Source organism: Streptomyces sp. NPDC055243 (assembly GCF_044544025.1).
Lineage (GTDB): Bacteria > Actinomycetota > Actinomycetes > Streptomycetales > Streptomycetaceae > Streptomyces.
In genome coordinates this window covers 117,492-130,166 of sequence record NZ_JBITWR010000017.1, presented here as the reverse complement: position 1 = coordinate 130,166, position 12,675 = coordinate 117,492, and the positions used below count along the sequence as shown (strand labels likewise).

Genomic DNA, 12,675 nt, shown 5'->3' with positions numbered 1-12,675 from the left:
CCCTTTCCCAGCAAGTCTGTTGGTCATGACAGCGACACGTCTCAGGAGTCGGACGGCGGGCCCGTCCGGTTCCCGCCCCGGACGGATTCCGCGCCCGGCCGGACCACGACCGCCTCGGCCCGGACGCTGCCGCCGTCCCGGAAGTGCAGCGTGAACGGCACCGTGTCGCCCACCTGCCACCGGCCGCGGGCCCGCAGCATCACGTCCACGCCGAGCGGCGACATCGCCAGGGTGCCGTGCGCCGGGACCTCGGCCGATCCCGTGCCGCTCATGTACGCCGCCCGGCCGCCCGTGGTCCGGTGGCGGCCCAGCATGGCCTGGTCGGCGGCCGGGGAGTCCGAGGTGACGCCGGTCAACCGGTCCGCCGAGCCGCCCCTGTTGGTGATGCGGAAGTAGGCCGAGGTGTCCTGCGTGTCCCCGTACGGCAGGAAGACCCGCCCCGCCGCCACCTCGATCCGCGCGGGCCTGCCCGCACCGCCCGCGCCCACCCACGCGGTCAGGCCGCCGAGCGCGACGGCACACGCCGTGACGGGCGCGAGCGCGGCGAGCAGCGGGCCGCGGAGGCCGCGTGCCGCCGACCGGAAGTCCTTGCTCATCGCACACCGGCCGTCCTGCCGCGCACCGGACCCGGCCGCCAGGTGCGCAGCCGCAGGCTGTTGCCCACCACCAGGAGCGAGCTGACCGACATCGCGGCGGCCGCCACCATGGGGTTGAGCAGGCCGACGGCCGCCAGGGGCACGGTGACCGCGTTGTAGCCGAAGGCCCAGACGAGGTTCGTCCGGATCGTGCGCAGGGTGCGGCGGGCCAGCAGGACCGCGTCCGCGACGGTCTCGATGTCGCCGCGTACGAGCGTGACGTCGGCGGCCCCGATGGCCGCGTCGGTTCCGTCGCCCATGGCGATGCCGAGGTCCGCGCCCGCGAGGGCCGCCGCGTCGTTCACGCCGTCCCCGATGACCGCGACACGGTGGCCCTGGCCCCTCAACTCCCTCACCAGGTCTGCCTTTCCCTCGGGCGTACAGCGCGCGTGGACCTCGGTGATGCCCAGCTCCGCGGCGACCGCGCGGGCCGTCGGCTCGCGGTCTCCCGTGGCGAGCACCGGGCGCACGCCGAGGCGGCGCAGCCGGTCGACGGCTCGGTAGCTTCCGGGGCGTACGACGTCGCCGATCGCGATCAGGGCCTGGGCCACGCCGTCCACACGGACCACGACCGGGGTGTGCGCGGCGGCTTCGGCGGCGGCCAGCGCATGAGCCAGGTCGTCGGGCAACTCGCCCTCGGGGGCGCCGACTTCGACGGAACGGCCCTCGACGCGGCCGCTCACCCCGCTGCCCGGCGTGGCACGGAACTCGGTCACCTGCGGCAGCGGGCGTTCCGCGTAGGCGACGACCGCCCGGCCCAGCGGATGTTCCGCGCCCCGCTCCACCGCACCGGCGAGCCGCAGCACCTCCTCCCGTGCGATGCCGCCCGCCGTCACGGTGACCCGGACGACGCTCATCCGCCCCGAGGTGAGCGTGCCGGTCTTGTCGAGCACGACGGCGTCGATGTGCCGCAGGGTCTCCAGAGCCCGCGGTCCGCCGACCAGGACGCCTAGCCGGGCGCCCCGGCCCGTGGCGGCGAGCAGGGCGGTGGGGGTCGCGAGGCCGAGCGCGCAGGGGCAGGCCACGACCAGGATCGCCACGCACGCCGTCACGGCGGACTGCGGGGCGGCTCCCGCGCCGAGCCAGAAGCCGAGCACCGTGACGGCCAGCGCGAGCACCACCGGCACGAATCCGCCCGCCACCGTGTCCGCGAGCCGCTGGGCGCGCGCCTTGCCGGCCTGGGCCTCGGTGACCAGTCGGGTGATGCGGGCGAGCCGGGTGTCGGCGCCGACTGCCGTGGCCCGCACCAGGAGCAGCCCGCCGACGTTGACGGCGCCACCGGTCACCGCGTCGTCGGGGCCGACCTCGACGGGCTCGCTCTCCCCCGTGATCAGCGAGAGGTCCAGGGCCGAACCGCCCTCCCGCACCACGCCGTCGGTGGCGACGCGCTCCCCCGGCCGCACGACGAAGCTCTGGCCCGCGCGGAGGTGCGCGAGCGGGATGCGCCGTTCCGTGTCACCGTCCCTGACCTCGACGTCCTTGACGGTCAGGGATGCCGGCGAACGCAGCGCCGCCCCCGTCCCGTGCCGGGCCCGCGCCTCCAGGTACCGCCCCGCCAGGACGAACAGCGGTACGCCGACCACCGCTTCCAGATAGATGTGCGCGGCCCCGTCCGCCGTGGACGGCAGCAGGCTGAACGGCATCCGCATGCCGGGGTCGCCCGCACCGCCGAGGAAGAGGGCGTACGAGGACCAGGCGAACGAGGCGGCCACGCCGAGCGAGACGAGCGTGTCCATGGTCGCGGCGGAGTACCGCAGTCCGCGCAGCGCGCGGGCGTGGAACGGCCAGGCGCCCCAGGCGGCGACCGGCGCGGCCAGCATGAAGCACAGCCACTGCCAGTTGCGGAACTGCAGGGCGGGCACCATCGAGAGGACGAGCACGGGGACCGCGAGCAGGGCGACGATCAGGAGGCGGTCGCGGTCACGGTCGCCTCGTACGCGGTCATCGCGCGCGGGCTCCGGGTTCGCGGACTCGGGGTTCGTGGGCTCGGGGTTCGTGGACTCGGGGTTCGTGGACTCGGGGTTCGTGGACTCCGGCACGGGCTCGGGGTCCGTCGGCCCACTGTCCCGCTCGGGGAGCGGCTCCGGCTGCCGGACGGGTTCCGCCGTACAGCCCGCCCGTTCGACCGCCGCGACGAGTTCACCGAGGGCGACGGCGGCCGGATGGGTCACGCGGGCCCGCCCGGTGGCCAGGTTCACCACCGCGCTCACGCCGTCCAGCCTGCCGAGCCGCTTCTCGACGCGTCCCACACAGGCGCCGCAGGTCATCCCGCCCACGGTCAGATCGGTGACGACGTCAGTGACCGCCGCTTCCGTGCGACCCGCCGCCGCCATCGCCCTGCCCCCTCTCCGTGTCCGTCCCGGTCCCGGTCTCGGTCTCGGTCCGCTGCATCCCGGGTGCGACCGGTCCGACGGCCGTGCCCACGGCGTACGACACCGCGAAGATCACCGCGAGCAGCGCGAGGAAACCGCAGAGCAGGGGCAATTGGGGGCGATCGCTCATCGCCGCTCTCCTGACACTCGTGAACGAGACAGCGCGGAACCGTCACGTCCGCGCCTGTTCAGGAGTCGGCCGCGGAGGGGCTCCAGTTCCCGTGCCGCACATAACGAGGACGCGGACCACCATCTGTCCGGCGGCTCCCTCGCGGACTGGTTCGACGCCGTGGTGCATGTGCGTGAGGTGACGCCGGTGAGGACGCTCGGGGGCTCCTGAGGCCTACGACACCCCACCGTGGGCGGGCATCTCATCGGCGCCGACGGCCGCCTGGGCCTCGGCGGCCAGCTCCCGGCGGTCCGAGCCGTGCAGCGGGGCGTGCGCGGTGACCCGCACGGCCAGTCCCCGGGCACCGGCGACGCGGTGCAGCGAGGCCCCGAAGGTCTCGTCGCCCAGGAAGGCGGCCGTGGTGCTGCGGGCGCCGTGCTGGTAGTAGCGGATGGTCACCGGCCGCACGGGAGCCCCCGCGTCGGCCGCCGCCTGGAAGGTGGCCCGGCGGAACCGGCCGCCGGACACGGAACACCAGGTCGTCGCCTGCGGGAAGACGAGGACGGAGCGGCCCGAGCGCAGGGTCGACGCCAGGTCGGCCACCACATGGGGCAGTTGGCGCAGGCCGTCACGGTCGATGAACCGGGACCCCGCCCGCCGGGCGAGCGCGCCGATCACCGGCCACTGGCCCACCTCCCGCTTGGCGAGGACCGTCACCGGCTCGACGGCGAGCAGGCTGACGACGTCGAGCCAGGAGATGTGGTTGGCGACGATCAGGGTCCCGGGAGAACGACCGGCACGGTCCACCGTCAGCCTCTCCGGCCCCGCGTCGAGGCGCACGCCCAGCGCGCCCAGGATTCCCCGGGCCCGCGCCCGCAGCGCGTGGGGCTCGGCGAGCCGCGCGCCCTGGGCCACGCCCAGGCCGATCTCGTACGACAACGCGGCGTACCGGCGGGCCAGTTCGGGCGGCGGGACGCGCGACGCCGAGCGGGTGACGCAGGCCGGGGTGCAGAGCGCGGCCGTGGCTGCCGCGGGGCTCATGGCGTCTCCCCCAGGAAGTAGCGGCGGTAGCGGTCGCCGAACCGGTCCATGTCGAGCAGGACGAAGAAGTCGGCGACGTCGAACTCGGGGTCGTGCGCGGGCGCCCCGCACATCCACGCGCCGAGCCGCAGGTAGCCCCGCAGGAGCGGCGGCAGGTCGGCGTAGGCCGGCCGCTCCACGGTCGGCGCGGTGGGCACCCAGGGGCGCCTGGGCTGCACCCGCAGCTCGGGCGGCGACGCGTGCTTGGACGTGCCGAGCAGCCAGGCGCTGGACGCGGCCTTGCCGCCGTCGGACAGCGGCACGGAGGCGCAGCCGGCCAGGTAGCGGTGGCCGGAGAGCAGGACGTAGCGGGCGAGCGCCGACCACATCAGGTTGATCACCGCGCCGGAGCGGTGGTCGGGGTGCACGCAGGAGCGGCCCGCCTCGATCGTGGAGGAGCGCAGCTCCTCCAGGGCGCGCAGGTCGAACTCGCTGTCGGAGTAGGACCGCTCGGCCCGCCCGGGAGGCAGCAGGCGGTAGGTGCCCACGACATCGCCGGTGGTGGTGTCGGTGACGATCAGGTGGTCCACGAGGTCGTCGTAGTCGTCCACGTCGTGGCCGGGCAGGGGGGTGTGGAGCGTGGCTCCCATCTCCTCGCCGAAGACGCGGTACCGCAGGCGCTGCGCGGCCCGGATCTGCTCCTCGGAGTCGGCGATGGAGGTGACGTACGCGCTGGGGACGGCGGGGGCGGCGGGCGTGGTGGGGGCGGTGGGGGCGGTGCGAGCGGTGGGCTTCGAGGCGGCGGATGCCGATGCAGCGGATGTCGAGGGCATGACAGATCCGGGCTCCGTTCGGGGAGGGCAGGTCGTCGGCGGAGAAGGCTCAGGCGTCGCGGCGCCCGAGGATCACCGTGGCCAGGGTCGGGGAGGCGGCTGTCCGGCCACGCGGAGCAGCAGCCCGGTGGCGGGACCGTAGAGATCCGCGTCGCCGGTGAGGGACTGCGTGCCCGCCGCCCGGGGCGGGAACCGCGCCAGGTTCGTGAGGAAGTCGAGGGGAGTCGAGGGGAGGATCGGCGGCACGATGAGCAGCGGCACGAACAGCACGGTGATGGTCCCGGCTGAACTGCGCACGATGGCCGCGAGGCCGACGGTCAGGACACTCATGAGCATCAGGTGAACTGCGACGGCAGACACCAGGTCCCGAGCGGCCCGGTAGCGTGCTCGCATGATCCGAGTGCTTCTCGCCGACGACGAGACGTTGATCCGGGCCGGAGTGCGGGCGATCCTCGGCAGCGCCGAGGACATCGAGGTCGTCGCCGAGGCGGCCGACGGGCGCGAGGCGGTCGACCTCGCGCTCAGGCACCGCCCGGACGTCTGCCTCCTCGACATCCGGATGCCCCGGCTCGACGGCCTCCGGGCGGCGGCCGAGCTGCACAAGGCCGCGCCCGGGACGGCGGTGGCGATGCTCACCACGTTCTCCGAGGACGAGTACATCGCCGCCGCGCTCGACTCGGGCGCGGCCGGTTTCGTCCTCAAGTCCGGCAACCCGCGCGAGCTGATCAGCGGTGTCCGGGCCATCGCCGATGGCGGCGCGTATCTCTCGCCGTCGATCGCGCGGCTGGTCATCTCCCACCTCGGCACCGGGCAGTTCGGCAAGCAGGCCGCCGCGCGGGCCCGGATCGAAGAGCTGACGGCGCGCGAGCGCGAGGTGCTGGCGCTGGTCGGTGCCGGGCTGTCGAACGCGGAGATCGCCGGGCGGCTGCACGTCGTCGAGGGCACGGTGAAGGCGTACGTCAGCCAGGTCCTGGCCCGCCTTGGCTTCAAGAACCGGGTGCAGGCCGCGATCCTGGCGTACGAGGCGGGGCTCGTCGGCGGGGAGTGAGCGGCGGGCGACCGGCAGTTGATGCCGCGTGGCGATCCCCTGCCTTCGTCGGGGGGCGCGCCGGCCGGGGGTGATCGGCGATGCTTGGCGGATGCGCGGCGCAAACGGCTGGCTTCCCCGGCTCTTCGACATCGGTCTGTGGCTCGTGGTGTGCGCGCCGCCGGTCTCGGCCGCCCTGCGTCTCGACGGACGTGACGCGGTCGTGGCGGCCCTGGCCGTCCCGCTGCTCGGGGGCGCCGTGGCGTTCAGCAGGTGCCGGCCGCTCGCCGCGCTCGCCGTGCCGGTCGCGCTGAGTCTGATGACGGACCCGGAGATGCTGACGCCGGTGTACTGGGCGGCGCTGGCCCTCTTCGGGTATCTCGCGGGCAGCCGTACGGTCGCGGTGCGTCCCGCACTGTGGTTCTGCGGGGCAGTCGCCGCGGCCGGGCTGGTGCTGTGCGCGGTCGTGTCGAGCGACCTGTGGGGCTGGCCCTCGATGCTCCTGACGCTGCTGATCGCCGTGGTGCTGCCCTGGCTGCTCGGCCGCTACCGCCGCCAGTACGCCGACCTGATGGCCACCGGCTGGCGGCTCGCCGAGCGCATGGAGCACGAGCAGCAGGCCGTCGCGGACCGCACCCGCATCCGCGAACGGGCCAGGATCGCGGGCGACATGCACGACTCGCTGGGCCACGACCTGACGCTCATCGCGGTCCAGGCGGGCGCCCTGGAGGTCGATCCCACCCTGGACGCCCGCCAGCAGGCGGCCGTCGGCGAGCTGCGCGAGGCGGCGGGGGCGGCGACCGAGCGGCTGCGGGAGATCATCGGCGTGCTGCGGGCCGACGACGAAGTCCCGCCGCGGGCGCCCTCGGAGGAGAGCGCGGAGGCCGTGGTCGAGCGTGCGCGGGCCTCCGGGGTCGACGTCACGCTCGAACGCTCGGGGGCCACGGAGGACCCGCCGCCGATGGTCGGCCTCGCCGTCCACCGCGTACTCCAGGAGTCCCTGACGAACGCCGCCAAGCACGCGCCCGGCGCGGCGGTGCGGGTGCGCATCGCGCGGGACGGCGACGCGCTGCGCCTGACGGTGGAGAGCGACCCGGCCCCCGCGGGGCGCCTGCCCGGGGTGGCGTCGGGCGGCAGCGGCCTGGTCGGCCTCGACGAGCGGGTACGCCTCGCGGGCGGCACGCTGCGCGCGGAGCCCACGGACGACGGCGGCTTCGCGGTCACCGCCGAGCTGCCCGCGGCGGGCGCCGCCCCGCGCACCGCCGGACCGCCCCGGCCGACCACCTCCGCCCGCGAGTTGGAGCTGGCCAGGCGCCGGATCAGGCGGCGGCTCCTCCAGGCGGTCGTGGCCCCGCTCGCGGTCCTGGCCGGAATCCTCCTTCTCATGATCCCCGTCAGCCTCGTCAGCTCCTCCCTGTCGGTGCTCGACCGGGACGTGTACGCGGGCCTGACGGCCGGGGAGCCGCGCGGCGCGGTCGAATCCCGGCTGCCGCGGTTCACCAGGGACGGCCCGCCGGACGGCGCGCCCGCGACACCGCGCGGCCAGGACTGCGCGTACTACAGCACGGGGTTGATGTCGTCCGACGGCTACCGCCTCTGCTTCGCCGACGGACGGCTCGTGTCCAAGTCGGTGGTGGGAGAGGGCGGGGACAAGAACGAGGGGGAGGGAGAGGGGGAGGGCGAGGGTGAGGGCGATTGAGCGGGCCCCGGCCGCAGCCCAGCTCGCCCCACCCACAACGGCCCGCAACCCCCCGCGACCCGCCCGCCCCACGCCCCGTGTGACCGTACAGACTCAGGCAGCAGCACCCGCGAACGAGAGGCAGTCATGGCGACGACGCACCACGAACCGGCCGGTCAGCTCCCCCTGGCGGGCATCACCGTCGTCAGCCTGGAGCAGGCGGTCGCCGCTCCCTTCGCCACCCGCCAGCTGGCCGACCTCGGTGCCCGTGTGATCAAGGTCGAGCGCCCCGTCGGCGGCGACTTCGCCCGGCGCTACGACACCACGGTGCACGGCCAGGCCAGCTACTTCGTCTGGCTCAACCGCTCCAAGGAGTCCCTCACCCTGGACCTCAAGTCCGAGGAGGGCAGGGAGATCCTGCACGAACTCCTCGCGGGCGCCGACGTGTTCGTGCAGAACCTCGCCCCCGGCGCGGCCGACCGCCTCGGTCTCGGCGCGGACGAACTCCAGGCCCGCTACCCGTCGTTGATCCCCTGCACCGTCAGCGGGTACGGCACCAGCGGCTCCTGGGCGGACCGTAAGGCGTACGACCTGCTCGTGCAGTGCCAGACCGGGCTGCTCTCGCTGACCGGCACGCCCGACGAGGCGGTGCGGGCCGGCATCTCCGTCGCGGACATCGCGGGCGGGATGTACGCCTACAGCGGCATCCTCACCTCGCTCTTCACCCGGGCGACCACCGGGCGCGCACCGGCCGTCGAGGTCTCCCTGTTCGACGCGCTCGCCGAGTGGATGAGCCAGCCCGCCTACTACACGCGCTACGGCGGCACACAGCCGCCGCGCGTCGGCGCCCGGCACGCGACGGTCGCGCCCTACGGCCCGTTCACCGCGTCCGACGGCAAGGACGTCCTGCTGTCCGTGCAGAACGAGCCCGAGTGGGCCGCCCTGTGCGAACAGGTCATCGGGCGGCCCGAGTTGACCGCCGACCCGCGGTTCGCCACCGGTTCCGACCGCGTCGCGCACCGCGACGAGCTGGACGCGATCATCTCCGCGCGCTTCGCCGAACTCGGCAGCGAGGAGGCCATGGAGCTGCTCGACCGCGCCAACATCGCCAACGCGGGCGTCAATTCGGTCGCCGAGTTCCTGGACCACCCCGCGCTCACCGAGCGCGACCGCTGGCGGGAGGTCGCGATCCCGGGCGGCTCGACTCCGGTGCAGGCGCTGGTGCCGCCCGCGAACCTGAGCGGCGTGGACCCGCGCATGGATCCGGTGCCGGCCGCGGGGGAGCACACCGAGCGGATCCTCGGGGAGCTGGGGCGCGGCCCGGACGACATCGCCCGGCTGCGGGCGGAGGGCGTCTGCCGGTGAGCGGCGTGTGATGCCTGGTCAAGGCCCCCGCGTCAGGCGACGCCGAGCCCTTCGAGCACCACCGCGTTCGGCAGTTCGGCGAACGCCTTGCCCGGCACGATGAGCTTGCCCCGGCGGCGGCCGCTGCCGATCAGGACGTACGGCAGGTCGACGACGGCGGCGTCCACGAGCAGCGGCCAGTGGGCGGGCAGGCCGATCGGGGTGATGCCGCCGTACTCCATGCCGGTCTCGCCGGTCGCCGTGTCCATCGGCGCGAACGAGGCCTTGCGGGCGCCGAGTCGGCGGCGCACGACGCCGTTCACGTCGACGCGGGTCGTGGACAGGACCAGGCACGCGGCGAGCGATGCCTCGCCGCCGCGCTTGCCCGCGACGACGACGCAGTTCGCGGACTGCTCCAGGATGTCCTGGCCGTAGTGCTCCACGAAGGTGACGGTGTCGGCCCACCGGGGGTCGGTGTCGACGTGGAGAACCTCATCGGCGGGGACGGTCCCGCTCCAGCCGCGCACGGCGTCGGCGACGGGTGCGACCAGGAGGTCCAGGGCCTCGGGCGCGGGGCGGGCGTCGTCGAAATCTCCCATGGGTGCACGCATGGCCGCACGCTAACAGGCGCGCCAGCGCTCAGTACGAGGAGGCGTGCGCCGGCGGCACGGACACCGACATGGTCATCTCGACCGGCTCGTCGCCCTTGTTGTGATAGCCGTGCGGCACGTTCGCCTCGAACGACGCGGCCGACCCGGCGGGCACGAGGTGCTCCACGCCGTCGACCAGGAGCGTCAGTTCGCCCGCCGCGACATGCAGCAGCTCCATGGTCCCCGGCGGGTGCGCGTCGGAGTCGCTGCCGTCGCCGGGCATCAGCTTCCACGCCCACAGCTCGAAGGGCCCCCGCGCCTCGGTTCCGACCAGCAGCGTCGTGCTGCTGCCCGCCTCCGTGGACCACATCCGCACCGCCTGCTCCGGCGGCACAAGCCGGACGTGCGAGCCCTGCTCGTAGTCGAGGAGCGTGGTGATGCTGACGCCCAAGGCGTCGGCGAGCTTCACCGTGATGCCGACGCTGGGGTTGGTCCTGGCCTGCTCGATCTGGATGATCATGCCGCGGCTCACGCCCGCGCGGGCCGCGAGCGCGTCGAGCGTGAAGCCCCGCTCGGAGCGCCAGCGCTTGAGATTGCGCGCGAGCGACTGAGTCAGCTGGTCGAGGTCCGACACATTCCGTCCAATATTTTGGATGACATAGTTAAGGATAGTGAACTACGGTGTGGTGCACCTAAAGGTTCACCACACTGTACTGCGAGGATCTCCGATGACAGCACTGTTCGCCTTGGCCACCAGCCTGATGTACGGGCTGGCCGACTTCGGCGGCGGGCTGCTGACCCGACGCATCCCCGCACTCACCGTCGTCGTCGCCTCGCAGACCATCGCCGTCATCGTCCTCGGCGCGATCGTGGTCGCGACGGGTGGTTGGACGGAGTGGGGACCCCAACTGTGGTTCGCGGTGGCCGCGGGTCTCCTCGGCCCGGTGGCGATGCTCGCCTTCTACAAGGCCCTGGCCATCGGCCCGATGAGCGTCGTCTCGCCGCTGGCCTCCGTGGGCGTCGTCGTTCCGGTGGGCGTGGGCCTCTTCATGGGCGAGCGGCCCGGAATCCCGCAGTTCGCCGGGCTCACCGTCGCCATCGTGGGCATCGTGCTCGCGGGCGGCCCCGAGCTGCGCGGCGCCCCCGTGCAGCGCCAGGCGGTGCTGCTCACCCTGCTCGCGGCCTTCGGCTTCGGCGCGGTGCTCGCCCTCATCTCCGAGGCGTCGAGCAACCTCACCGGTCTGTTCCTCGCCCTGTTCGTGCAGCGCGTGACGAACGTGGCAGCGGGCGGAGCCGCGCTGTTCGTCTCCGTGAAGCGGGGCGGCGTCGCACTCCCCGAGGGCACGGGCATGGGCCTGATCTGGGCGGCGCTCCCGGCACTGGCCTTCGTCGGCCTGGCGGACGTGGCGGCCAACGGCACGTACTCGATGGCGGCCCAGAACGGCCCGGTGACGCTGGCCGCGGTGCTCTCCTCGACGTACCCGGTGATCACGGCACTCGCGGCACGGGCGGTATTGAAGGAACGGCTGCGAGGGGTGCAGGCGGCGGGAGCGGGCCTGGCCTTGGTGGGCACGGTCCTGCTGGCCAGCTAGACGGACGCCCCTTTAGGGGCGCGGGGAACTGCGCGACAAGCCCGCACGCACCCGCAGACGAAAAGACCCGCGACTATCCTTCCAACTCCCCCAGGGCAAGCAACTGTTCCGGCGTGACCCCGTCAGGAATAGGCACGGGCGCGGGCGTCCGCAACGGCGGCTGCCACCCCGCATCGGGGTCCCAGGTACGCACGACACGGGCGGGCGCCCCGGCCACCACGGCGTGGTCGGGCACGGAGCCCCGCACGACGGCGCCCGCCGCGACCACCACATTGCGGCCGATCTTCGCGCCGGGCAGGATCACCGCGTTCGTACCGATCCAGCAGCCGGGCCCGATCTCGACCGGCTCCATCCGTGGCCACTGCTTGCCGATGGGCGTGTGGGGATCGTCGTACGAGTGGTTCGTGGACGTCACGTACACCGTGGGCCCGAAGTAGCAGTCGTCGCCGATCGTCACCGTCGTGTCGGCGATGACGTGGCTGCCGCGGCCGAGCACGACCCCGTTGCCGATGCGCAGGATCGGGTCGGGGCCCAGGTCCAGGTCGGGCATCATCCCGGCGGTGAGGGTGACCTGTTCGCCGATGATGCAGTGATCGCCGATGCGGATCCACGGCTCACCGAAGACGGTCCCCTGCGGGAAAGCCAGCTTCGTGTTGTCGCCGAGCGCGCCGAACCGCAGCCGCCCGGGGCGCTGTGCGGTGACGGCCCCCGTCCGCTGCACCCACGCCCAGCCCGCGTGGACGGCGCGCTGGGTCGCGCGGCGCCGCCAGTCGGCGACCGCGGATGAGAACGTGTTCCTGTTCTTCGGCACGCGCTCACGTTACTCAGCCCCGCGCGCCCCGGTGAGCCCGGACCCCTGTGATCTTCACCCCACAGGGCGGCGCACCCGCCGCCGTCCCGTACGGTTCCGCCAGGCGCGAGACACGTACGAATGGAGAATCCGATGAGCCACGAGGCACTCATCACCGGGATCGGCGGCAAGGACCCGAAGATCGATCAGGACGCCTTCACCGCGCCCACCTCGGTGATCATCGGCGAGGTGACGCTGCACGCCGGCGCGAGCGCCTGGTACGGGGCGGTGCTGCGCGCGGACGGCGGGCCGATCGTCGTGGGCGCCGACAGCAACATCCAGGACAACTGCAGCCTCCACGTCGACCTGGGCTTCCCGATGTCCATCGGCGAGCGGGTCTCGGTCGGCCACAACGCCGTCCTGCACGGCTGCACCGTCGAGGACGACTGCCTGATCGGCATGGGAGCGACGGTCCTCAACGGCGCGGTGATCGGCGCCGGTTCACTGGTCGCGGCGCAGGCGCTGGTGCCGCAGGGGATGGTCGTGCCGCCCGGGTCGCTCGTCGCGGGCGTCCCGGCCAAGGTGCGCAGGCCCCTCACCGACGAGGAGCGCGCGGGCATCACGCTCAACGGCACGATGTACGTCGAGCTGGCCAAGGCCCACCGGGACGCCCACGCCAAGTGAC

At 73.7% G+C, this 12,675-nt stretch carries 14 protein-coding genes; 5 read left to right on the top strand and 9 right to left on the bottom strand.

Annotated features, from left to right (window positions below; translation table 11 throughout):
* Nucleotides 1-41: 41 nt before the first annotated feature.
* From ACIGXX_RS36110 to ACIGXX_RS36085, 6 genes are all read right to left on the bottom strand, one after another.
* The gene (locus ACIGXX_RS36110) at nt 42-596 is read right to left on the bottom strand and encodes a copper chaperone PCu(A)C (RefSeq protein WP_399982202.1); all 555 of its coding nucleotides are present in this window, start codon (nt 594-596) and stop codon (nt 42-44) included.
* On the bottom strand, nt 593-2,968 hold the full coding sequence (locus ACIGXX_RS36105; protein ID WP_399982199.1) for a heavy metal translocating P-type ATPase: 2,376 nt from the start codon (nt 2,966-2,968) through the stop codon (nt 593-595). The genes ACIGXX_RS36110 and ACIGXX_RS36105 overlap by 4 nt, the downstream gene beginning before the upstream one ends.
* Nucleotides 2,931-3,137 carry a hypothetical protein gene (locus ACIGXX_RS36100; protein ID WP_351169842.1) on the bottom strand — a complete coding sequence of 69 codons (207 nt, stop codon included), beginning with the start codon at nt 3,135-3,137 and terminating at the stop codon, nt 2,931-2,933. Before ACIGXX_RS36100 ends, ACIGXX_RS36105 begins: the two co-directional genes overlap by 38 nt.
* Nucleotides 3,138-3,350: 213 nt before the next feature.
* Nucleotides 3,351-4,157: a lysophospholipid acyltransferase family protein gene (locus ACIGXX_RS36095; RefSeq protein ID WP_383825756.1), complete on the bottom strand. Its 807-nt coding sequence runs from the start codon at nt 4,155-4,157 to the stop codon at nt 3,351-3,353.
* Entirely contained in the window at nt 4,154-4,969 is an 816-nt protein-coding gene (locus tag ACIGXX_RS36090) for a GNAT family N-acetyltransferase (RefSeq protein ID WP_399982194.1), read from the bottom strand. The genes ACIGXX_RS36095 and ACIGXX_RS36090 overlap by 4 nt, the downstream gene beginning before the upstream one ends.
* A gap of 72 nt (nt 4,970-5,041) precedes the next feature.
* Nucleotides 5,042-5,299, bottom strand: coding sequence for a hypothetical protein (locus ACIGXX_RS36085; protein ID WP_351169851.1), 258 nt, complete (start codon nt 5,297-5,299; stop codon nt 5,042-5,044).
* Between the two features lie 61 nt (nt 5,300-5,360).
* Between ACIGXX_RS36085 and ACIGXX_RS36080 the strand changes: the two genes are divergently transcribed.
* The 3 genes from ACIGXX_RS36080 (at nt 5,361) to ACIGXX_RS36070 (ending at nt 9,039) form a co-directional block, all read left to right on the top strand.
* Nucleotides 5,361-6,017, top strand: a complete 657-nt coding sequence (locus ACIGXX_RS36080) for a response regulator (RefSeq protein WP_399982191.1) — start codon at nt 5,361-5,363, stop codon at nt 6,015-6,017.
* 91 nt (nt 6,018-6,108) lie between these two features.
* Entirely contained in the window at nt 6,109-7,695 is a 1,587-nt protein-coding gene (locus ACIGXX_RS36075; protein ID WP_399982188.1) for a sensor histidine kinase, read from the top strand.
* 126 nt (nt 7,696-7,821) lie between these two features.
* Entirely contained in the window at nt 7,822-9,039 is a 1,218-nt protein-coding gene (locus ACIGXX_RS36070) for a CaiB/BaiF CoA transferase family protein (protein WP_399982184.1), read from the top strand.
* A 32-nt stretch (nt 9,040-9,071) separates the two neighbouring features.
* On the opposite strand, the gene ACIGXX_RS36065 is transcribed toward ACIGXX_RS36070, so the two are convergent.
* Both ACIGXX_RS36065 and ACIGXX_RS36060 read right to left on the bottom strand, forming a co-directional pair.
* A complete protein-coding gene (locus tag ACIGXX_RS36065; RefSeq protein WP_399982181.1) occupies nt 9,072-9,629 on the bottom strand; it encodes a YbaK/EbsC family protein in 558 nt (185 codons plus the stop codon).
* Between the two features lie 28 nt (nt 9,630-9,657).
* Entirely contained in the window at nt 9,658-10,242 is a 585-nt protein-coding gene (locus ACIGXX_RS36060) for an XRE family transcriptional regulator (protein WP_351169866.1), read from the bottom strand.
* Nucleotides 10,243-10,336: 94 nt separating this feature from the next.
* Here ACIGXX_RS36060 and ACIGXX_RS36055 point away from each other — a divergent pair, with 94 nt between their 5' ends.
* On the top strand, nt 10,337-11,200 hold the full coding sequence (locus ACIGXX_RS36055; protein WP_399982177.1) for an EamA family transporter: 864 nt from the start codon (nt 10,337-10,339) through the stop codon (nt 11,198-11,200).
* 73 nt (nt 11,201-11,273) lie between these two features.
* Here the strand turns inward: ACIGXX_RS36055 and ACIGXX_RS36050 are convergent, their stop codons facing one another.
* The gene (locus ACIGXX_RS36050) at nt 11,274-12,011 is read right to left on the bottom strand and encodes an acyltransferase (protein ID WP_351169872.1); all 738 of its coding nucleotides are present in this window, start codon (nt 12,009-12,011) and stop codon (nt 11,274-11,276) included.
* Nucleotides 12,012-12,143: 132 nt separating this feature from the next.
* Between ACIGXX_RS36050 and ACIGXX_RS36045 the strand changes: the two genes are divergently transcribed.
* Nucleotides 12,144-12,674: a gamma carbonic anhydrase family protein gene (locus ACIGXX_RS36045; protein WP_351169875.1), complete on the top strand. Its 531-nt coding sequence runs from the start codon at nt 12,144-12,146 to the stop codon at nt 12,672-12,674.
* Nucleotide 12,675 lies beyond the last annotated feature (1 nt).